Origin of the sequence: Vibrio cidicii (assembly GCF_009665415.1) — a bacterium.
Lineage (GTDB): Bacteria > Pseudomonadota > Gammaproteobacteria > Enterobacterales > Vibrionaceae > Vibrio > Vibrio cidicii.
In genome coordinates this window covers 1929067-1950846 of record NZ_CP035921.1, presented here as the reverse complement: position 1 = coordinate 1950846, position 21780 = coordinate 1929067, and the positions used below count along the sequence as shown (strand labels likewise).

Sequence of the window (21780 nt, the reverse complement as noted above, 5' to 3'; positions counted from 1 at the left end):
TTTTGCCCCTTTGCAAGCGCTGGCGAGCAAGGTAACAAGCGCGAAATTTACGTCGTACAACACATAAATCGTGCTAGTTCTTCCCCCTGTATTGAGCAGGGAAATTGTCGGCAACATTCGGTTAACACCTTGTTCCGCAAAGGCTTGAGAAGCCAAACTTCTTGGCCGTGATAAGTATCACATAACGTGTAATTTCTATGCTCATATTTGCATTTCCGCTGCAAAAACCTAAATACATCAATTTTTCTCCTGCGCGGCTCTTCTACACTAACCGTACTACTTTTGGGGAATATGGCTCGCCCTGTTTCTCAAGCTCACAATAACAAGCGGATTACCCCGCACTCACACACTGGAGGATAACTGTGCAAACCATTATCACAGATATCGCGGTCATCGGCGCTGGCGGCGCTGGTCTTCGTACTGCTATTGCAGCGGCTGAAGCAAACCCAGATCTGGAAGTCGCACTGATTTCTAAGGTCTACCCAATGCGCTCCCATACGGTCGCCGCAGAAGGTGGCTCAGCAGCAGTTATCAAGGATGAGGATAGTCTGGACAACCACTTCAACGATACCGTTGGCGGTGGTGACTGGCTTTGTGAACAGGATGTTGTTGAATACTTTGTTGCCAATGCAACCCGAGAAATGATCCAGATGGAGCAATGGGGTTGTCCTTGGAGCCGAAAAGAAAACGGGGAAGTCAACGTGCGTCGCTTCGGCGGCATGAAGGTTGAGCGGACTTGGTTTGCGGCTGATAAAACGGGTTTCCACATGCTGCACACCCTCTTCCAAACTTCCATGAAGTACTCCAACATCAAGCGCTTTGACGAATATTTTGTGGTCGATCTACTGGTTGATGAAGGTGAAGTGCAAGGGCTGATTGCTATCCATATGTCGGAAGGCGAACTGGTCACCATCAAAGCCAAATCCGTCGTACTGGCGACGGGTGGTGCGGGTCGCGTTTACCACTGTAACACCAACGGCGGTATCGTAACCGGTGACGGCATGGCAATGGCTTATCGCCACGGTGTGCCGCTGCGTGACATGGAATTTGTGCAATACCACCCAACTGGCCTACCTGGTACGGGCATTCTAATGACCGAAGGCTGCCGAGGTGAAGGCGGTATTATCGTCAATAAGAATGGCTATCGTTACCTGCAAGACTACGGCATGGGCCCAGAAACACCGGTTGGCCAGCCGAAGAACAAATACATGGAGCTTGGCCCACGCGATAAAGTGTCACAAGCGTTCTGGCACGAGCAGCAAAAAGGCAACACCATCAAACACCCTCTTGGTGATGTGGTACACCTTGACCTGCGCCACTTAGGTGAAGAGTACCTGCAAGAGCGTCTACCGTTTATTTGTGAACTCGCCAAAGCGTACGTCAACGTCGACCCCGCCAAAGAGCCGATCCCCATTCGCCCAACCGTACACTACACCATGGGCGGTATCGAGACCGATAAAGAGTGTGAGACCCGCATCAAAGGTCTGTTCGCCGTCGGTGAATGTGCCTCTGTTGGTCTACACGGTGCCAACCGTTTAGGCTCTAACTCTCTGGCCGAGTTCGTGGTATTCGGCCGCGTCGCCGGGGAAAACGCAGTGAAACGTGCAGCAGAATTCAAAGGCTGGAACGAAGCGTCGATTGCCGAGCAAGTCAAAGCGGTTGAAGCACGCATTGCGGCACTGATGAACCAAGAAGGCGATGAAAACTGGGCAGACATCCGCACGGAAATGGGTCACACCATGGAAGCGGGCTGTGGTATCTACCGTCAAGAAGATTTGATGCAAGCCACCATCGACAAAATCACTGAGCTGAAAGCACGCTACAAACGCATCAGCATCAAAGACAAAGGCAAGGTGTTCAACACCGATCTTCTCTACGCCATCGAAGTCGGCTACGGCCTTGAAGTCGCCGAAGCCATGGTTCACTCTGCGATTTTACGTAAAGAATCGCGCGGAGCTCACCAACGCCTCGACGATGGTTGTACTGAGCGTGATGACGTGAACTTCCTGAAACATTCACTGGCCTTCTACCAAGCTGATAATGCGCCAAGCATCAGCTACAGCGATGTGAAGATCACTAAATCTCAGCCGAAAGCGCGTCTGTATGGTGAAGCGGCAGAGAAAGCCGCCGCTGAAGAAGCCGCCAAAGCCGCCGAAAAAAATGCAGAGGAGCAAGCATAATGTCAGCCAATCGCATTCAAAAAGTAGACATTCTGCGTTACGACCCAGCAACCGACGCAGAACCGCACTTTCAAGCCTTTGAAGTGCCATTTGATGACACCATGTCGGTGCTTGATGCACTCGGTTATGTTAAAGATCACTTGGATAAACACCTTTCCTACCGTTGGTCATGCCGAATGGCAATTTGTGGCTCATGCGGCATCATGGTCAACGGCGTGCCAAAGCTGGCGTGTAAGAGCTTTTTGCGTGACTACCCTGATGGGGTGAAGATCGAGCCACTCGCCAACTTCCCTATCGAGAAAGATTTGATCGTCGATATGACGCCGTTTATTGAACGTCTTGAAGCAATCAAACCTTACATCATCGGTAATGATCGTAAACCTGAAGATGGCACCAACTTACAAACTCCAGAACAAATGGCGAGATACAAGCAGTTCGCTGGCTGCATCAACTGTGGTTTGTGCTACGCAGCATGCCCGCAGTTCGGCCTCAATCCAGAGTTTATCGGCCCTGCGGCCTTGACGCTGGCGCACCGCTACAACTTGGACAGCCGTGACAACGGTAAAGCTGAACGCATGAAGCTGATCAACGGTGAAAACGGCGCATGGGGTTGTACGTTTGTCGGCTACTGCTCAGAAGTGTGTCCAAAACACGTTGACCCAGCGGCGGCGGTTAACCAAGGCAAAGTCGAGTCGTCGATGGACTTTGTTATCGCCATGCTAAAACCTGACGGCACACCAAAGAAAGTGGAGGCTTAGGATGAGTAACCGTAAACCTTATGTTCGCGAAATCAAACGCACTTGGTGGAAGAGCCATCCTTTCTACCGCTTTTACATGCTGCGTGAAGCAACTGTGCTTCCGCTGATCCTTTTCACTCTCTTCCTTACTTTTGGTTTGGGTGCTTTAGTGAAGGGTCCAGAAGCATGGCAAACTTGGCTGGCGTTTATGGCCAATCCGCTGGTAGTCGCCATTAACATCGTGGCTTTGGCGGGCAGTTTGCTGCACGCGCAAACCTTCTTTAGCATGATGCCGCAGGTGATGCCGATCCGTCTCGGTGGCAAACTAGTGGATAAGAAAATCATCGTTTTGGCGCAATGGGCCGCCGTGGCCTTGATTTCGCTGATCGTTCTTGTTGTGGTGTAAGGAGCTTTGACTATGAAACCCAATTATTCCGTAAATACCGCACCGAAACGTTCTGACGAACCAATTTGGTGGAGCCTGTTTGGTGCTGGCGGTACTTGGTTTGCCATGATCACCCCTGTAACAGTGCTCGTGCTGGGTATTCTTGCCCCGCTTGGCATTATTGATGCTGAAGCGTTAAGTTACGAACGCGTGGTCAGCTTCGCCACCAGCATTATCGGAGCCCTGTTTATCATCGGCACCTTAGCACTGCCGATGTGGCATGCGATGCACCGTGTTCATCACGGCATGCATGACTTGAAAATCCACGCTGGTGTGGTGGGCAAAATTGGCTGCTACGCCTTTGCAGGCCTCATTTCAGCCCTTGCTGTGGTGTTTATTTTCATGCTGTAAGGCTTTTCCAAGCACACCAATCTAAGCAAACAAATCTAATCAAACAAAAAGCTGGCGATTTCGCGCCAGCTTTTTTTCTATCTGCGCCCTTTACGAGCTTTTAACCACCAATGATCTTATTGCTTCACCACCTGCTTGGTTTGCTCCATCAAGCCGAGCGCCCCAAATCCAGTGATGACATCTAGGTTGGTTTTCAGACCACTTTCATCGCTGCCACCAATATAGTTCTGTGGCATCTGCACTTGGAAGTTTTGCAAGTTGTTGTAGAGCGAGTTCGCAACATCGCGATTGAGCTCGGCCAAGTAGACTTCGCGGTTGGCTCCCAGTGCCGCATATTTGGCTTTTAGCACTTCCGCTTCTGCACGCCCTTTTTCTAATATCGCTTTGGCTTCAAACTCCGCCGACAAGGCATTGGCCTTTTGAATAGCGAGGTTCGCTTCCGCTATTGCCAGCTCTTTCTCTTTTTCAACTTCGGCCAAACGCTTGGTCTTTTCTACCTCAACAATTTCTCGTTCGGCAATTTGACGTGCCACTTCGACATCTTTTTGCTGAGAGATAATCGCCAACTCTTTTTGACGCTGTGCATCTTGCACTTCGCGAGTACGTTGGATCTCTTTGCGTAACTGCTCCGTTTCGGCTTGTGCTTTGGAGGTTTCTTGTTCCTGAATCGCCCGAATGCGATCTGCCACTAAGCGCTTTTTATCGGCTAATAGCTGATCAAGCTGTTTTTCTGGCTGCGGATCACCAATCGTCACCTGAGTCACTTGAATGCCATACTGCTGCAGTGGGTTATCCTGACGAATTGGCTGGCCAGTCTTGTCTAACACCGGCACGGTTTTCCACACCAATTGGTTGGTGCGTTGCAGCTGGTTCGCGTTGGATTGATCCACACCCACAGGCGCCAGATCCAACTCCTCCACTTCCACCTGACGACGCTCAGTCAAATAGATCCCTTCACGCAGTTGATCGCCCAATTTTGACTTGAACTGGTTCAGCCCACCTTGAAAGAACTCTTCGCCCGTGTACTGGGTTGCAGTGATCACCGTGACGTTGCGCGCGTTTTTGACCAACAGCGCATCGATCAAATTACTGTTGTTGCGAAACTCGCGGTGCATCTTGATCAAAGCTTCAGGATCGGTGCTTAATTTAAAGCGAAACGTCACCGGGATCTGGCCGATATAGGTATCAGCAAAACGCACTTGCACCGGGTCGAGCCGCTGGTAAAAATCTTCACCAGTGTTGTTGCCAAATGACACCGTAATCACTTGGTCATACTGGGTGATTTTCGACAAAAAAGGCATGCGAAAGTGAATGCCTGGTTCCGTGAATACATCCAGCTCACCAGTAATGTTGTTTTGATGAACGTAGCTGTATCCGGCATCGGTCATCAATACCGAGCTGTTGATAGTCAGAGCGACGGCCAACAGAGGCAGACCGAACACCGCCGCTTTCATGCCACGACGCAGCAACTGGCGGCGCTCTTCTACTTTCAAACTGGATCCTATGCTTGGATTGTTCATTATAATTCTCCTGTTGTGGTTGTTTAATGAGATAAAACTAAATAAACCAAAGTGTTATCTTACTCACTCAACAACGAGGACAAATGTAACAATTATTTACACGTAGAAATAGTCGAAAGATTCATAAAAATAATTAACTTTTTCCGAATATTGTACGAGGTTATTATTTTCGACAGAGATTAAAAAAGGCCGCCGAAGCGACCTTGATCTAATGTGAACAATTATTTTACACGACCAACGTATTCACCGCTGCGAGTGTCCACTTTGATCACTTCGCCGATTTGGATGAAAAGTGGAACGCGAACAACCGCACCGGTTGATAGCGTTGCTGGCTTACCGCCTGTGCCTTGAGTATCGCCTTTCAGGCCAGGATCGGTTTCAGTCACTTCTAATTCAACGAAGTTTGGTGGAGTCACCGCGATTGGGTTACCATTCCACAGAGTCAGCATACAGCTGTTGTTTTCCACCAACCACTTCACGCTCTCACCAACCGCTTTCGCATCAGCAGCAATCTGTTCGAAGGTTTGATTGTTCATAAAGTGGTAGAATTCGCCGTCTGAATAGAGATAATCTAGGTCGATATCCATAACGTCTGCGACTTCACAGGTGTCGCCAGACTTAAATGTTTTTTCTAGCACTTTACCAGAAAGAAGTTTACGAATTTTAACACGGTTGAATGCCTGACCTTTACCCGGCTTCACGTATTCGTTCTCTAGAATTACGCAAGGCTCGCTGTCAATCATAAGTTTCAGACCGCCTTTAAATTCATTGGTGCTAACTGTAGCCATTTTTTCCTCTTACGTTCTTAGAGCTAAATTCAATGCCGCATATAATAACCCGAAAAGTCGAAACTGTTGAGCAAAACTGGCTCAAACAGCTAGCGAATGGGATCTCAGATCCGACAAGCTTGTTGCAGATGTTAGAGATCGATCCCGCGCCGTGGCAAGCAGGGTTTGCGGCGCGCAAGCTGTTTGCACAGCGCGTTCCCCGCAGCTTTGTCGCCAGAATGGAAAAAGGCAACCCGCACGACCCTTTGCTTAGACAAGTTTTACCACTCAGTGACGAGTTTGAGGTTCACGAAGGCTTTTCTCATGATCCGCTTGAGGAGCAAGACAACGAGATCCCCGGCCTGCTGCACAAATACCGCAATCGCGCGCTGATGATTGTTAAAGGTGGCTGTGCGATCAACTGCCGATACTGTTTTCGTCGTCACTTTCCATACCAGGAAAACAAGGGCAACAAATTCGCTTGGCAGCGCAGTTTGCAGTACATCGCCGAGCACCAAGAGCTCAATGAAGTCATTCTCTCCGGTGGCGATCCACTGATGGCGAAAGACGATGAGATCCAATGGCTGGTTGAACATATTGCCGCGATTCCTCACATTAAACGGCTGAGAATTCATAGCCGCTTGCCCGTCGTCATTCCAGCGCGAGTAACAGAGGAACTGTGCCAAACACTGGCCCGCACACGCCTGCAAGTGATTTTGGTGACTCACATTAATCACGCCAACGAAATCAATCATGAACTCACCACACAACTTGCCAAGCTCAAACAGGTTGGCGTGACACTACTTAACCAAAGTGTGCTGCTTAAAGGGGTCAACGATACGGTGGATGCGCAAGTCGCGTTGAGCGAATCACTGTTTGATGCTGGTATTTTGCCCTACTACTTGCATGTTTTGGACAAGGTGCAAGGAGCGGCTCATTTCTTTGTTGACGACCAACAAGCGAAGCGCATTATGCACGGAGTCATTACGCGTGTTTCCGGTTACTTAGTGCCGAAATTGACACGTGAAATTGGCGGCCGACCAAGTAAAACACCGCTCGATTTGCATTTAGAGTAATTGTCGTTACCAGCAAAAAATTTTGTTCGATCTCATCGCCCCCAATACGCATACTCCGCGAAAATTGCGGGGGTAGCATGCAAGAGACTTTAGACACTTTTCTGAATATAGAACCATTTAGCTGGCCGGCCTTACTGTGCTGCGCGCTCAATGGCGTTCTTATTGGCGCGGAGCGTCAGACACGCGGTAAGCCCGTCGGTATCCGTACGTCGATTCTGATCATTTCCGGTACCTACTTCTTTATGTCGATGGCGGTGTATCTCTCGCCCAACACCTTAGATCAAGCGCGCGTGCTTGGGCAGATCATTACTGGCGTTGGCTTTCTTGGCGCTGGGGTGATGATGACGCAAGATGGCAAGATCCACGGCGTCACATCCGCCGCCGTGATTTGGGTGCTGGCTTCTATGGGGATGATGATCGGGCTAGGCTTGATGCACCAGTCAGTGCTGATCACGTTACTCGCCTTGGCAATACTGCTCGGTGTCGATAAAGCCGAAAACCGCATTCAAGCACTGCGTCGCGGAGTACATCAAAAAATTCAACAGCGAAGAAGCTCTTCCCGTCTGATTAAATAATTTGCGCGCTGCACGTCATAAGAAACCCCGGATCATCTCCGGGGTTGTTTTTTAGGCTAGTTGTCAACGTGGCCACTGCTCGACGGGAGCGAAGTGCTTATTTAACGAAGTACTTATTTAACGAAATACTTATTTAACGAAGTAGTTACTTCGCGAAGTTGATCAGCGGGAAGCACGGGAAGAAACCGTTATCAGCACAGTTAATCAAGCCGATCTGCACGCCTTCAATCTTCGCCGTTTTGTTGAACACACCAACTTGAACGGTTGAGGTGTCAGAGAAGTTCGCCGCGCCCACATCCACCATGGTATTGCCTTCGGAGTAGTTAACAAAACTCACGTTGGCCCCTTTCACATCGTGGGTGAGGTTCACCGCGCCAACGTTGGCACCCGTGGTTTTTCCGGTATTCCAGTTAAAGAAACCAAGCGATGCGCCTGTCATCTCTTGATTCACTTTTGATGCGCCAAAGAAACCCAAGTTTACCCCTGTGGTACGATCGGTTTCTGAAAGACCAACCACCGCGACATCAACCCCTTTCAACTCTTCAACCTTACCGTAGAGCGCCGCCAAACGAACACCGGATACGGCATTTTCATCTGGCGCATTGAAGTTATTAAGCGAAGAAAACATGACCGGAGTTGCCGCCATCGCCGTTGTTGAGCTCAGCGCTACCACCGCCATTGCAATTACACTCTTTTTCATTTTTCGTCTCCACTGATCACGACTGATTTACTAAAGGGTCGTTTTTTATACCCAGAAGGCGATGATTATGAACGACGTTCAATAAAGACAGGTCATTGTATTGTAAAAAATGATATAGCTAGAAAATAGGTAGGATAAAAAAACAAAACCATAAAAATCATTTGGTTATACACAGATCGGCACTCTAGCGTTCTTTTGCATCGTCAATAAAACGTAAAATATTCTGCGCTTTGCGCCGACTTTGGATAGATTTCAGGCAATAAAAAAGCTGAGGATTGCTCCTCAGCTTTTCTCATTTAGGCGTAGTGCCGTGGGATGATTACATCATGCCCATGCCACCCATACCGCCCATGCCACCCATATCTGGCATGCCTGCATCTTTTTGTGGTAGATCTGTCACCATCGCTTCCGTGGTGATCATTAGACCAGCAACTGAAGCGGCGAACTGCAGCGCAGAACGAGTGACTTTAGTTGGATCTAGGATACCCATTTCCAGCATGTCGCCGTATTCACCCGTTGCCGCGTTGTAGCCGTAAGAACCTTCACCCGCTTTCACGTTATTTGCCACAACCGATTCTTCATCACCCGCGTTTTTGGTGATTTGGCGAATTGGCGCTTCCATCGCACGTAGTGCTACGCGGATACCCACGTTTTGCTCTTCGTTGTCACCTTTAAGATCAACCAGTTTAGAGGCCACACGAATCAGTGCAACACCACCGCCAGCAACCACGCCTTCTTCAACCGCAGCGCGAGTCGCGTGCAGTGCGTCTTCTACGCGGTCTTTTTTCTCTTTCATTTCCACTTCAGTGGCTGCGCCTACTTTGATAACCGCAACACCGCCCGCTAGCTTAGCAACGCGCTCTTGCAGTTTCTCTTTGTCGTAGTCTGAAGTCGCTTCTTCGATTTGCTGACGAATCTGTACCACGCGACCTTGGATCATCGCTTCCTCACCCATACCATCGATGATGGTGGTGTTTTCTTTGGTGATAGACACGCGTTTCGCTTGACCCAAATCTTCCAGCGTCGCTTTTTCCAGCTCAAGGCCAACTTCTTCAGAAATCACCGTACCGCCAGTTAGGATCGCGATGTCTTGTAGCATCGCTTTACGACGGTCGCCGAAGCCAGGCGCTTTAACCGCAGCGACTTTCACGATGCCACGCATGTTGTTGACAACCAGTGTTGCTAGCGCTTCGCCTTCCACATCTTCAGCGATGATCAGCAGAGGACGTGATGCTTTGGCTACGGCTTCTAGAGCAGGTAGCAATTCACGGATGTTAGAAATCTTTTTATCAACCAATAGGATGAATGGGCTTTCCAGCTCTACGCTGCCCGCTTCTTGGTTGTTGATGAAGTAAGGAGATAGGTAACCACGGTCAAACTGCATGCCTTCAACCACGTCCAGTTCATCTTGCAGCGCTTGACCTTCTTCAACCGTGATCACGCCATCGCGCCCCACTTTTTCCATCGCTTCGGCGATGATTTTACCCACACTTGAGTCTGAGTTGGCAGAGATAGTGCCCACTTGCTCGATTTCAGTGCTGGTAGAGCAATCTTTAGAAAGAGCTTTCAGCTCGATAACCGCCGCTGCTACCGCTTTGTCGATACCGCGCTTTAGATCCATCGGGTTCATGCCCGCGGCAACGGCTTTTAAGCCTTCGTTGACGATCGACTGTGCCAACACGGTCGCTGTTGTTGTACCGTCACCCGCCACATCGTTCGCTTGTGAAGCCACTTGCTTCACCATTTGTGCGCCCATGTTCTGGAACTTGTCTTCCAGCTCGATTTCACGCGCTACAGATACACCGTCTTTGGTGATGGTTGGGGCACCGAACGATTTGTCCAGTACGACGTTACGGCCTTTAGGACCTAAGGTCACTTTTACCGCATCGGCCAGAATGTTGACACCTTCCAGCATTTTTACACGTGCGTCATTACCAAATTTAACGTCTTTAGCAGCCATCTTTATTTTCCTTCTAAATTCTGTTTTTTAGTTCGTTGTGATTCAGAATGAATTACTCAACGATTGCCATGATGTCGTTCTCAGACATGATCAGAACTTCTTTACCGTCGATCTTTTCCGTTTTGGTGCCATAGCTTTCGGCGAAAATCACGGTGTCACCAACTTTTACGTCCAGCGGCTGCACAGAGCCGTTTTCAAGGATGCGGCCTTTGCCAACAGCCAGAACGACGCCGCGAGTTGACTTCTCTGCAGCAGAACCAGTTAAAACGATGCCACCAGCTGACTTAGATTCAACTTGTTGGCGTTCTACGATAACTCGATCATGTAACGGACGAATATTCATCGGTCGTCTCTCCTGAAAAATTCCATGTGTGATTTGATAATTGCCCTAAAGCAGGGCTCTAGGCCTAGTGGTATCTATATAGGGGGCGATCGTGACGATCCCAAGGGGCGCGGGTGAAATTTTTGTGATTGAGTTAAAAGTTCACACAGTCCAGCAAAGGATTGCGTCGAAATCCCTCACTCGCTGCTGGCAAGGATTTCTTGTATCCTTGCCATTTTCCACTCAGTGGTCGCTCATATGCTCGATAAACACGGGTTACTCACCGCCCCTATCGCACTCACACTACGCAAAATGACCATTCCGATGATCTTCGGTATGGTGGCGATCCAGATGTTTAACTTGGTGGACACCTTCTTTGTTTCCTTACTCGGCACCCAAGCACTCGCGGCGATCAGCTACACCTTCCCAGTGACGTTTGCGGTGAACTGCATCACCATGGGCATCGGCATCGGTCTTTCCACCAGCATTGGCCGATTGCTTGGTCAGGGCGATGCCAACCAAGCCGCGCGCTTCACCAGCCACGGCTTGCTGTTGGCCGTTGCGCTGGTTGCTCTTGCCTCTACGCTTGGCTTTTTCACGGTGGAGCCCCTATTTACGTTACTTGGCGCGCAAGAAGAACTCATCCCGTTGATCGCTCAGTACATGCATGTCTGGTATCTCACCATTCCACTGTTGGTCATCCCGATGGCTGGCAACAGCGCGATTCGCGCTACGGGGGATACCAAAACGCCCGCCAAGATTATGATGCTAGCCGGACTTATCAATGGCGTTCTCGATCCGCTGCTGATCTTTGGCATCGGTCCATTTCCAGAACTCGGCATTCAAGGCGCGGCCATTGCCAGTGCGTTTAGCTGGTTCGGCGCCTTGTGCGGCTCATTCTATGTATTGATTAAACGAGAAAAGTTGCTCGCGGCGCCAAAATGGCAGCGCATTGGCGAAGATTGGCAGCAGATTCTCAGAGTGGGCACCCCCGCAGCCTTATCCAATGCGATGAACCCGCTGTCGGGTGCGCTATTAATGATGATGCTCTCCAGCCACGGCACCGCTGCCGTCGCTGCTTACGGCGCAGCGCAGCGCATTGAGTCGATACTGATTCTGGTGTTGATGGCACTGACGTCGTCCCTGACACCGTTTATGGCGCAAAACCTTGGGGCGAAAAACCCGCAACGCGCCTTTCAAGGACTGTTTGTCAGTATGCGTTTTTCAGTGCTCTTTCAAGGGCTGGTATTTTTAATGATGGTGCCACTGAGCATTCCTCTGGCCAGCCTCTTTTCGCAGGAACAGAGTGTGCGCGATCTCCTGTGGCATTACTTGTTGGTGGTGCCAGCCAGTTACGGCTTTCTCGGCATTATTATGATGTTGGTCAGCGGCTTGAACGCCATGCATGAACCACTGAACGCGTTTCGCTGGAGCTTTATGCGTCTGTTTCTCTTTACACTGCCCGCCGCTTGGCTTGGCAGCCAACTCTACTCCATTGAAGGGCTGTTCGTTGGGATTGCGCTGGGTAACTTAGCTGGCGGAATTTGCGGTTATCTGTATGCGTTGAATAAACGCAAAACACATTTACCACTCAGTGAAAACAGCCAATGAAAAAGGCCGCGTGGTAACGCGGCCTTGTTATATATGGTTTCAAACCATTCTTAGAACAGCTCTTCGGCAACCTTGAACAAATCATTGCGCACTGGGCGCTTCATGTTCTCAATTGCATCGATGATATCGTGATGTACGAGCTGCTCTTTAACGATACCGACACAGCGGCCACCGTGACCTTCCATCAGCAGATGTACAGCGTAGTTACCCATACGAGAAGCAAGAACGCGGTCAAACGCTGTTGGTTTACCACCACGCTGAATATGACCCAAAACGGTCGCGCGTGTTTCACGTCCTGTACCCGCTTCGATCTCTTTCGCCAGTTGGTTGGCATCCATCATCAGCTCGGTCAGCGCAATGATCGCGTGTTTCTTACCTTTCGAGATGCCATCTTTAATGTTGTTGATCAGCTTCTCTTTATCTAAGCCCGTTTCTGGCGTGATGATGTACTCACAACCACCAGCAATGGCTGACATCAGCGTCAAATCACCACAATGGCGACCCATGATTTCAACAATCGAAATACGCTGGTGAGAAGATGACGTATCACGCAGACGGTCAATCGATTCGATCACCGTATTCAGCGCCGTTAGGTAACCGATGGTGTAATCCGTGCCCGCGATATCGTTGTCGATTGTGCCTGGCAGACCGATACATGGGTAACCCATTTCCGTCAGTTTCTTCGCGCCCATGTACGAACCGTCGCCGCCGATCACCACCAGCGCATCAATGCCGTGAGCTTTTAGGTTTTCGATCGCTTTTTCACGAACTGCCACTTCTCTAAATTCAGGGAAACGCGCCGAACCGAGGAAAGTACCACCACGGTTGATCACATCAGAAACGCTTGAACGATCAAGAGGCTTAATGCGGCCTTCATAGAGACCAAGGTAACCGTCATAGATACCAAACACTTCAAGGCCTGCACCCAATGCTGTACGAACCACGCCGCGGATTGCCGCGTTCATACCTGGGGCATCGCCACCACTTGTCAAAACACCGATCTTTTTAATCATGCTCACCCTCGATCTTTGGCAATCAATATTTAATTTTTCTTAATCGTAGCTGGTAATCAGCTACCTAAATAATGGGAAAATCTGTCTGCAATGTTACATTTCCTCTACAGGAATACCAACGAAAACACACAAATTTATGTAACTTTTCTACTTATGTAAGAGTATTACAGTTTTGCAGTAAAACTTTGTTGATTCATATCAGGATCAGGAATCTTAATAGATGTAGATGGAAAGATAGTCAACAACACCTTTTTTGTCTTCAAAACAAAACGAATTTTCACTTACGACCACTGCTGTTCAATGTGCTCTTTCTCGCTGCTGACCACCACAGAGTAAGGATCTTGATGGATCAACACATCCGAGGCGGGAAACAGTTCCAACAGTTTCGCTTCCACTTCGTCGGCAATTTGGTGCGCTTTGATCAGCGGTAAATGATCGTCTAGCTCAAGATGCAACTGGATAAAACGCGTTGGGCCCGACATGCGCGTGCGCAACTGATGCACCCCGAGGACATGCTCGACCGTTAGGCACGCGCAATGTATCTGTTCAAGTTCTTCGTCAGGCAATTTACGATCGAGCAGCGTTTGCACCGCCTCACTGACCATTTTGAACGCGCTATAGAGGATAAATAGCCCAATGCCAACCGCAAACACCGCATCCGCTTGACCAACGCCAAAGTAACTTAATCCAAGTGCCAACATGATTGCGGCATTCATAAACAAATCGCTTTGATAATGGAGGGAATCGGCGGCAATCGCTTGGCTGCCCGTTGCTTTCACCACGTATTTTTGGAAGGTCACTAAGCCCAGCGTGACCACCATGGCAAATAAGCTGACATAAACGCCGTATTCGGGGGAGTTCAACAAGTGAGGGCGGAAAAAGCGATCAACGCCATTTAAGATGAGGAAAACCGCCGAACCGGAAATAAACATCGCCTGCGCCAAAGCGGCCAAAGATTCCGCTTTGCCATGGCCGAAGGTGTGCTCTTCGTCGGCGGGTTGCAACGCGTAGCGCACCACCACCAAATTCACCACAGAAGCGGCGATATCCAACATCGAGTCAATCAGTGAAGCAAGTAAACTAACCGATCCCGTCACCCACCAAGCGGCGATTTTCACCAAAAGAAGAAGAGTTGCGACCGCTGTTGCCGTCCAAGCGGCCATAGTCACTAATCGTGCATATTGCTGTTTCATAATCATGTAAAACTCAACCAACAGACAGCCAGTATAACTCGCTCATCATTGAATGAATATGAAACAATTAGGGCGACATTGCTGTCGCCCTAACAGATTAATCGTCTGCTTTATCGGCAAAGCGTTTGTGCATTTTCGCACCGCACGCCTGCATACGCTCATTTTGTAACTCCACAAATTTCGCTTTCTGCTCTGGAGTCAGAACGCTCAGCATCTGGTGCTGCTTCTCTAACATTTGCACCCGGCGATCTGCCTGTTTCGCCGCCATCTCTTTTGCCAGCTCGTCGGCCGCATTGACATCAAATGTGTCGGCTAACACTAACGCTTGCACTTTAGCATGCTGCGCTTGGCGCTCCGCCTGATTATCAGCGAATTTGCCTTTAAACTGCGCTTTCATCTCTTTACGACCCGCTTGACGCATCGAGTCTAATTGCTCTTTTTGAGCATCGGTCAGATTCAACTCACGGAAGATACCGCGATCCATACCCATGCCACACTCGCCGTCAGGACCGCCTTTGTGATGACCTTTACCACCACCGAAAGCAAACGCACTCGCGGTTGCCAAAGTTAAAGGAAGAATCGCCGCAGCCAGTACCAGTTTTTTTACCGTTTTCATAATCTATTCCTTACTCATTCAGTTGTTTCTGAGCTGCTCTCACAGCGCTTGAGTTTAGAATACAAAACCCTGAGTAAAGTGGCGTATAGAGAGCGTAAAGTATCGTAAAGAGCGACATTGCTCCTCATACCTGACAGCCATTTCACAGTACTATTAAGACAGAACGACGATATTTAAAGGTAATTCTATGGCCAATATTCTGCTGATCGACGACGACACCGAGCTAACTGGTTTACTGACCGAAGTGCTTTCGTACGAAGGGTTTAATATCACCGAAGCGAATGATGGTGAAAGTGGCCTTGCGGCACTGACGGCAGAGATCGATCTGATTCTGTTGGATGTAATGATGCCCAAGCTCAACGGTATCGACACCTTAAAACGCCTGCGTGCACACTGGGAAACTCCGGTCTTGATGCTGACCGCTAAAGGGGAAGAGATTGACCGAGTGCTCGGCCTTGAGCTGGGTGCCGACGATTATTTGCCTAAACCGTTCAGTGACCGGGAACTACTGGCACGCATCAAAGCCATTTTACGCCGCACCAGCAACCCAAAAAGCACGAAAAACGGTGGCGACTGCATTGAGTATCAAGACCTCAAACTCTACCCGGGCAGACAAGAAGCCTATTGCCAAGAGAGCCTACTTGATCTCACCTCAACAGAATTTGCCCTCCTGAGCCATTTTGTGCAGAACCCGGGGGAAACGCTGACCAAAGAGACGCTCAGTTTGGATGTGCTTGGCAAACGCCTCGCCGCGTTTGATCGCGCCATTGATATGCACGTGTCCAATTTACGCAAAAAGCTTCCCGAGCGAGCCGATGGCAAGTCACGCATCAAAACCTTACGTGGCCGTGGCTATTTGATGGTTGAGGAATAAAGCATGCGTTTGCCCAAGATCACCAGCCTGTATGGGCGCATTTTTGCCATTTTCTGGTTCACCATGTTTTTGGTGTTGATGGCGGTGCTGGCGCTGCCACACCTTGATCCGCGTAAAGCCCATGCAATCCCGCCCGATCATTACGATCGCCTGTTGGAAGCGAAGCAAGAGATCGAACGTGAATTTGCCGATGAACGCGATCTGGGCAAAATTCTCTTTCGTCTCGAACGTCCGGGCGAGCGCCACGGACGCGACAACCGGCCACGTTTTTTCCTCAGCGACACCGACGCCAACATTCTCACCACACTCAAACACAGCGACTTTCAGATCAAAGCGTTGAAAAATTTTGTCACCAGCATGGAGCATCCAGACAAACCACAACAAAAACTCTATGGCCGCTTTATGCTTTCAGGCCCGCTCCCGATTACCTTGGCAGGCAAAGAGTACTTTTTATATGTCGGTCTCAAGTGGAACCAGCCACCACCATTTTTGCTGCGCATGTTTGACCAACCTTTGCAACTGCTCTTAGCGGTCATGCTGGTCAGTACCCCGCTGCTACTTTGGCTGGCGTGGGCGCTGAGCCAACCTGCACGGCGATTAGAAAAAGCCGCCCAGCGAGTAGCAAAAGGGGAATTTGTTACCGATCCAACGCTAGAGAAAGGCACGTCTGAGTTTCGCCAAGCGGGCGCGAGTTTTAATCAGATGGTGGAAGCGGTCAATCAGATGATTTCAGGGCAGCAGCGTTTGCTTTCGGATATCTCTCACGAGCTGCGCTCCCCGCTGACTCGCCTGCGCATGGCCAACGCATTGGCGACCCGCAAGCAGGGGGAAAGCGCCGAGTTGCAACGCATTGATACCGAGGCGCAGCGATTAGAACAGATGATTGCCGAACTGCTGGCGCTGTCACGCATGCAGATGAACAGCCATCTCGACCGTGAAGATCAACCCATCAGCAGCCTATGGGAAGAGATCATTCAAGATGCGCAATTTGAAGCGGAGCAGATGGGCAAAACGCTCAACTACTCAGCGCTGCCATCGCGCACCATTTCGGGCAACCCCAAACTCTTAATGAGCGCAGTGGAAAACCTAATTCGCAATGCGATTTACTACGGGAAGGATTGGGTTCAAGTTGAGGTACGCGACCACGGCGATCAACTGCACATCACGGTGGATGACAATGGCGATGGCGTACCAGAAACCGAACTCGAGGCGATTTTTCGTCCCTTTTATCGCGTTTCCACCGCTCGCGATCGCCACTCCGGTGGAACAGGGCTCGGGCTGACGATTACCGAAAGCGCCATCCGCCAGCATAGTGGTACGATCAAAGCCAGCCGCAGCCCACTCGGAGGGTTGCGCGTCAGCGTCACTCTCCCGCTCAATAAAATCGGCTGAGCCGCTGTTGGACTCGTTCTGGCGAGCGCCTTATACTTGGCTCCACCTTGACTAAACGAACTCGATGGCATGTTTGATATTGCGCTCTACGAACCGGAAATTGCCCCAAACACCGGCAACATTATTCGCCTGTGCGCCAACTGTGGCGCACATTTGCATCTGATTGAACCGTTAGGTTTTGATCTGGAAGAGAAGAAAGTGCGTCGCGCTGGCTTGGATTATCACGATCTCGCCCGCGTGACACGCCATAAAAACTACCAAGCCTTTCTCGATTTTCTTCAGGCGCGCGGTGAATATCGTCTCTTCGCCTGCACCACCAAAGGCAGTGACCATCACATTAACGCCCGCTATCAACGTGGCGATGTCCTGCTGTTTGGCCCAGAAACACGCGGTTTGCCGCAAGAAGTGATAGAAAGTTTGCCGACCAGCCAGCGCATTCGTATTCCGATGATGCCCGAGGCGCGAAGCTTGAACCTGTCGAACGCGGTGGCGATTATTGCCTTCGAGGCGTGGCGACAACTTGGCTTTGAAGGGGCGATTTAATACGCCGACGACCAGGCGATAAAAAAGCCGGGCATGCTCGGCTTTCTCTCTATCTGGCTCGATTTCTTTACACTTCGGTTTACTTCAGTTTTGGTTTGTGCTCGTCATCGTCTTTGCGCTCAAACTCGCCTTCGAACGTTTGTCCGCCTCGCTCTGCATCATGATGGCGGTGAGAAAATGTCTCTTGCTCAAAAGAGTGCGACGTAAAACCTGCCGCGCTGCTTTTGACCACCACTTTACTCATCAACACACGCGCTAGCGCCGCTCGGGGCGCAGGCAATAACACCAGCATTCCCATCGCATCGGTCATAAACCCCGGTGTCAACAACAAGACGCCTGCCACCGCTAACATCACCCCTTCAACAATCTGCTGCGCGGGCAACTCGCCTTGCTGCAAACGCTGCTGTACTGAAAGCAATGTTTGTAGCCCTTGGCTGCGCACCAAAGACGCGCCGACAAACGCGGTCAATAACACCAAACCAATCGTCGGCCAGAGCCCTAAAAAGCCACCGACCTGAATAAACAGGCCTATTTCGATAATTGGCACACAGATAAACAGCAATAAAAGTACAGGAAACACAGGACCTCCTCAGTTCGCTCCAGTGTAATGGCAAAGCCGCTGACAACTCAAATTGAAGCTGTAAAAAAGCGTGATTGACCAAGCCCACTCGCTGTTCATAACCCATTTATATTTTGCAAAATATTCCGCGAATAAAAGCAAAAAGAGTGATCCACTTACTATTTTTATGCGCAGGGAACAGTATCATGTGCTACATAAGTCAGGACGGATTTTACAGCCAAAAATTCTGATGAATGGATTCTGATTGCAGATATGGCTAACTAATATTTTAAATTATCAGAATTATCATCTAAGGATCCTGTTATGGCTACCCTAACTGAAGCGCATCCAGCGTCTACCCAAGCCACTCGCATTGAAGAAGATCTATTAGGTCAACGTCATGTTCCAGCGGATGCATACTATGGCATCCATACTTTACGCGCTATCGAAAACTTCAACATCTCCAATGTCACGATTTCGGACGTACCTGAGTTTGTGCGCGGCATGGTGATGACCAAAAAAGCCGCAGCACTGGCTAACCGTGAATTAGGTGCGATTCCAAAGAATGTGGCAGATTACATTATCCAAGCCTGTGACCTGATGCTGGAAACCGGCAAATGCATGGATCAATTCCCGTCAGACGTCTTCCAAGGCGGCGCTGGCACATCGGTGAACATGAACACCAACGAAGTGATCGCCAACATTGCGCTTGAGTTGATGGGTAAAGAGAAGGGCAGCTACGACGTGGTCAACCCGAACGATCACGTCAACAAGAGCCAATCCACCAACTGTGCCTACCCAACTGGTTTCCGTATTGCGGTTTACAACAGCATCCATAAATTGATGGAAGCGATTGAATACCTCAAAGGCGCGTTCGAACTGAAATCACAAGAGTTCAGTGGCATTTTGAAAATGGGCCGCACTCAGTTGCAAGATGCGGTGCCAATGACTGTTGGTCAAGAGTTTCACGCTTGGGCGGTGACGCTGAACGAAGAGATCCGCGCGCTGGAATACACCTCGAAACTGCTACTGGAAGTGAACCTAGGTGCAACTGCCATCGGTACTGGCCTAAACACCCCTCCGGGCTACCAAGCGCTTGCGGTAAAACACCTTGCAGCGGTAACTGGCCTAGACGTGGTACCAGCCGAAGATCTGATTGAAGCAACCTCAGACTGTGGTGCTTACGTGATGGCGCACGGCGCACTAAAACGCCTAGCGGTGAAACTGTCTAAAGTGTGTAACGACCTACGTCTGCTCTCTTCTGGCCCTCGCGCGGGTTTGAACGAACTTAACTTGCCAGAAATGCAAGCCGGCTCTTCCATCATGCCAGCCAAAGTAAACCCAGTGATTCCTGAAGTGGTCAACCAAGTTTGCTTCAAAGTGCTGGGCAACGACAACACGATCTCTTTCGCAGCCGAAGGCGGCCAGCTACAGCTCAACGTCATGGAGCCTGTGATTGGTCAGGCGATGTTCGAATCGATTTCACTGCTGCAAAATGCCTGTGTCAACCTGCGCGACAAGTGTATCGATGGCATTACCGTCAACAAAGAGATCTGTGAGAGCTACGTATACAACTCTATCGGTATCGTCACTTACCTCAACCCATACATCGGCCACCATGAAGGTGACATCGTGGGTAAGATTTGTGCGGAAACGGGTAAGAGCGTGCGTGAGGTGGTCCTTGAACGCGGTTTGCTCACCTCAGAAGAGTTGGATGACATTTTATCGGTGCAAAACTTTATGCACCCAACCTATAAAGCGAAACGCTACGAATAAGTAAAAAAAGGCTCTGATTCAGAGCCTTTTTACTTTCTACCGGCAGTAAAAAAGAGAAAGCTTGCGCTGGGTCATGGCAAGAAAAAAACAACATACCGCCGGATAGAGCCAGTTTATTTTCTATTCATTTCTAGGAGTCTAAAATGTTCTTAATTGAGTTCCTTATCGTATTAGGATGTATCCTAATTGGTGCAAGGATTGGCGGTATCGGCTTAGGTGTAATGGGCGGTATTGGTCTTGCCATTCTCAGCTTTGGTTTTGGTATGCAGCCAACCAGCCCACCTATTGATGTCATGCTGATGATCATGGCGGTTGTGGCAGCAGCTGCTTCAATGCAAGCCGCAGGTGGTTTGGATTACCTGATTAAAATCGCTACCCACATTTTGCACCGCAACCCTCGTCACATTACCTTTATCGCACCTGTGGTGACGTACTTTTTCACTATGATGGCGGGTACCGGTCACGTAGCCTATTCTGTACTGCCTGTGATTGCTGAAGTGAGCCGTCGTAGCGGCATCCGCCCAGAGCGCCCACTGAGCATGGCGGTGATTGCCTCCCAGTTTGCCATTGTCGCCAGCCCGATTGCGGCCGCTGTGGTCGCCTTGGTTGCCTTCTTAGAACCACAAGGGATCACTCTCACCGACGTACTGATGATCACCATTCCAAGTACCATTCTCGGTTTGGCGTGCGCTTGCCTGTTCGTTAATAAGATTGGCGTAGAGCTTAAAGACGATCCTGAATATCAGCGCCGTCTGCAAGACCCAGAGTTTCGTGCTGAAATGGAACAAGAAGTGTCGGTGGCGGACATTGAAATCACGCCGCAAGCGAAAAAATCGGTCGCGCTATTCTTATTTGGCGCCATCATTGTGGTGGTGATGGGTGCTCTGCCAAGCTTGCGTCCGCAATTTAACGGCTCACCAATGGGCATGGCGCATACGATTGAAATCGTCATGCTCTCTATTGCCGCTCTGATCATTTTGCTGTGTAAACCCAATGGCAATGCCATCAGCCAAGGCTCCGTATTCCATGCAGGTATGCGTGCCATCGTCGCCATTTTTGGTATCGCTTGGCTGGGTGACACCTTCATTGGCGGTCACGGCGCTATGGTTAAAGAGGCGGTGTCAGGGCTGGTTGAAGTCGCGCCTTGGACGTTTGCTTTCGCCCTGTTTGCTCTGTCGGTCATGGTGAACAGCCAAGGCGCTACCACCGCTGTGTTAGTTCCTGTCGCGATCACACTCGGTTTGCCACCAGCGGTGATCATTGCAGTGTTCGTTGCTGTAAACGGTTACTTCTTTATTCCTAACTACGGCCCAATCATTGCTTCAATCGACTTTGACCGCACAGGCACAACGCGCATCGGCAAGTACATTTTCAACCATAGCTTTATGATCCCAGGCTTACTTAGCATGGTATTCAGCATTGGCTTTGGTCTGCTCCTGACCAACATCTTGATGTAATTTGCTAGCTACAGCATTTAGGGGAACCTCGGTTCCCCTTTTTCTTCGCCCGACATCACAAAGCCAATGCACGTGAAACTTTCTGCGCGGTTTCAGGGTCTGAGTGAGTTACA

At 49.9% G+C, this 21780-nt stretch carries 21 protein-coding genes; 12 read left to right on the top strand and 9 right to left on the bottom strand.

Annotated elements, in window-relative coordinates; genetic code table 11:
- The first annotated feature begins 362 nt into the window (after positions 1–362).
- The 4 genes from frdA to frdD are packed head-to-tail and all read left to right on the top strand — an operon-like array spanning position 363 to position 3713.
- Positions 363–2180, top strand: coding sequence for a fumarate reductase (quinol) flavoprotein subunit (gene frdA, locus EWA64_RS09900; protein ID WP_039431265.1), 1818 nt, complete (start codon positions 363–365; stop codon positions 2178–2180).
- Positions 2180–2938: a succinate dehydrogenase/fumarate reductase iron-sulfur subunit gene (locus EWA64_RS09895; protein WP_039431267.1), complete on the top strand. Its 759-nt coding sequence runs from the start codon at positions 2180–2182 to the stop codon at positions 2936–2938. The genes frdA and EWA64_RS09895 overlap by 1 nt, the downstream gene beginning before the upstream one ends.
- 1 nt (position 2939) lies before the next feature.
- The gene (gene frdC, locus EWA64_RS09890; RefSeq protein ID WP_039431270.1) at positions 2940–3323 is read left to right on the top strand and encodes a fumarate reductase subunit FrdC; all 384 of its coding nucleotides are present in this window, start codon (positions 2940–2942) and stop codon (positions 3321–3323) included.
- A 12-nt stretch (positions 3324–3335) separates the two neighbouring features.
- Entirely contained in the window at positions 3336–3713 is a 378-nt protein-coding gene (frdD, locus tag EWA64_RS09885) for a fumarate reductase subunit FrdD (protein WP_061893635.1), read from the top strand.
- Positions 3714–3829: 116 nt separating this feature from the next.
- Here the strand turns inward: frdD and EWA64_RS09880 are convergent, their stop codons facing one another.
- Together EWA64_RS09880 and efp are read right to left on the bottom strand one after the other, a co-directional pair.
- Positions 3830–5233: an SPFH domain-containing protein gene (locus EWA64_RS09880; RefSeq protein WP_061893634.1), complete on the bottom strand. Its 1404-nt coding sequence runs from the start codon at positions 5231–5233 to the stop codon at positions 3830–3832.
- A 221-nt stretch (positions 5234–5454) separates the two neighbouring features.
- On the bottom strand, positions 5455–6021 hold the full coding sequence (gene efp, locus EWA64_RS09875) for an elongation factor P (RefSeq protein WP_039431277.1): 567 nt from the start codon (positions 6019–6021) through the stop codon (positions 5455–5457).
- Between the two features lie 32 nt (positions 6022–6053).
- Here efp and epmB point away from each other — a divergent pair, with 32 nt between their 5' ends.
- Both epmB and EWA64_RS09865 read left to right on the top strand, forming a co-directional pair.
- Positions 6054–7076, top strand: a complete 1023-nt coding sequence (gene epmB, locus EWA64_RS09870; protein WP_061893633.1) for an EF-P beta-lysylation protein EpmB — start codon at positions 6054–6056, stop codon at positions 7074–7076.
- A gap of 77 nt (positions 7077–7153) precedes the next feature.
- Positions 7154–7651, top strand: coding sequence for an MgtC/SapB family protein (locus EWA64_RS09865; RefSeq protein ID WP_061893632.1), 498 nt, complete (start codon positions 7154–7156; stop codon positions 7649–7651).
- A gap of 145 nt (positions 7652–7796) precedes the next feature.
- Here the strand turns inward: EWA64_RS09865 and EWA64_RS09860 are convergent, their stop codons facing one another.
- From EWA64_RS09860 to EWA64_RS09850, 3 genes are all read right to left on the bottom strand, one after another.
- Complete coding sequence (locus EWA64_RS09860) at positions 7797–8351, bottom strand: VC2662 family protein (protein WP_061893631.1); 555 nt, start codon at positions 8349–8351, stop codon at positions 7797–7799.
- Between the two features lie 319 nt (positions 8352–8670).
- On the bottom strand, positions 8671–10311 hold the full coding sequence (gene groL, locus EWA64_RS09855; protein ID WP_039431288.1) for a chaperonin GroEL: 1641 nt from the start codon (positions 10309–10311) through the stop codon (positions 8671–8673).
- A gap of 52 nt (positions 10312–10363) precedes the next feature.
- On the bottom strand, positions 10364–10654 hold the full coding sequence (locus tag EWA64_RS09850; RefSeq protein ID WP_039431291.1) for a co-chaperone GroES: 291 nt from the start codon (positions 10652–10654) through the stop codon (positions 10364–10366).
- 237 nt (positions 10655–10891) lie between these two features.
- Here EWA64_RS09850 and EWA64_RS09845 point away from each other — a divergent pair, with 237 nt between their 5' ends.
- The gene (locus EWA64_RS09845; RefSeq protein WP_061893650.1) at positions 10892–12244 is read left to right on the top strand and encodes an MATE family efflux transporter; all 1353 of its coding nucleotides are present in this window, start codon (positions 10892–10894) and stop codon (positions 12242–12244) included.
- A gap of 50 nt (positions 12245–12294) precedes the next feature.
- Here the strand turns inward: EWA64_RS09845 and pfkA are convergent, their stop codons facing one another.
- From pfkA to EWA64_RS09830, 3 genes are all read right to left on the bottom strand, one after another.
- A complete protein-coding gene (gene pfkA / locus EWA64_RS09840; RefSeq protein WP_039439388.1) occupies positions 12295–13257 on the bottom strand; it encodes a 6-phosphofructokinase in 963 nt (320 codons plus the stop codon).
- 281 nt (positions 13258–13538) lie between these two features.
- Positions 13539–14450, bottom strand: a complete 912-nt coding sequence (gene fieF / locus EWA64_RS09835) for a CDF family cation-efflux transporter FieF (RefSeq protein WP_061893649.1) — start codon at positions 14448–14450, stop codon at positions 13539–13541.
- Positions 14451–14547: 97 nt separating this feature from the next.
- Positions 14548–15066, bottom strand: a complete 519-nt coding sequence (locus EWA64_RS09830; RefSeq protein ID WP_061893630.1) for a CpxP family protein — start codon at positions 15064–15066, stop codon at positions 14548–14550.
- A gap of 187 nt (positions 15067–15253) precedes the next feature.
- Between EWA64_RS09830 and EWA64_RS09825 the strand changes: the two genes are divergently transcribed.
- The 3 genes from EWA64_RS09825 to trmL all read left to right on the top strand — a co-directional run bounded on the left by EWA64_RS09825 (position 15254) and on the right by trmL (position 17875).
- Positions 15254–15940, top strand: coding sequence for a response regulator (locus EWA64_RS09825; protein WP_061893629.1), 687 nt, complete (start codon positions 15254–15256; stop codon positions 15938–15940).
- 3 nt (positions 15941–15943) lie between these two features.
- Positions 15944–17332 (top strand): envelope stress sensor histidine kinase CpxA, encoded by a 1389-nt coding sequence (cpxA, locus tag EWA64_RS09820; RefSeq protein ID WP_061893628.1) that lies wholly within the window; start codon positions 15944–15946, stop codon positions 17330–17332.
- A 69-nt stretch (positions 17333–17401) separates the two neighbouring features.
- On the top strand, positions 17402–17875 hold the full coding sequence (trmL, locus tag EWA64_RS09815) for a tRNA (uridine(34)/cytosine(34)/5-carboxymethylaminomethyluridine(34)-2'-O)-methyltransferase TrmL (protein ID WP_061893627.1): 474 nt from the start codon (positions 17402–17404) through the stop codon (positions 17873–17875).
- 79 nt (positions 17876–17954) lie between these two features.
- Here the strand turns inward: trmL and EWA64_RS09810 are convergent, their stop codons facing one another.
- Positions 17955–18455, bottom strand: a complete 501-nt coding sequence (locus EWA64_RS09810) for an FxsA family protein (RefSeq protein ID WP_061893626.1) — start codon at positions 18453–18455, stop codon at positions 17955–17957.
- A gap of 303 nt (positions 18456–18758) precedes the next feature.
- Between EWA64_RS09810 and aspA the strand changes: the two genes are divergently transcribed.
- Together aspA and EWA64_RS09800 are read left to right on the top strand one after the other, a co-directional pair.
- Entirely contained in the window at positions 18759–20210 is a 1452-nt protein-coding gene (aspA, locus tag EWA64_RS09805; RefSeq protein ID WP_061893625.1) for an aspartate ammonia-lyase, read from the top strand.
- A gap of 143 nt (positions 20211–20353) precedes the next feature.
- The gene (locus EWA64_RS09800; protein ID WP_039439383.1) at positions 20354–21667 is read left to right on the top strand and encodes an anaerobic C4-dicarboxylate transporter family protein; all 1314 of its coding nucleotides are present in this window, start codon (positions 20354–20356) and stop codon (positions 21665–21667) included.
- The last annotated feature ends 113 nt before the right edge of the window (positions 21668–21780 follow it).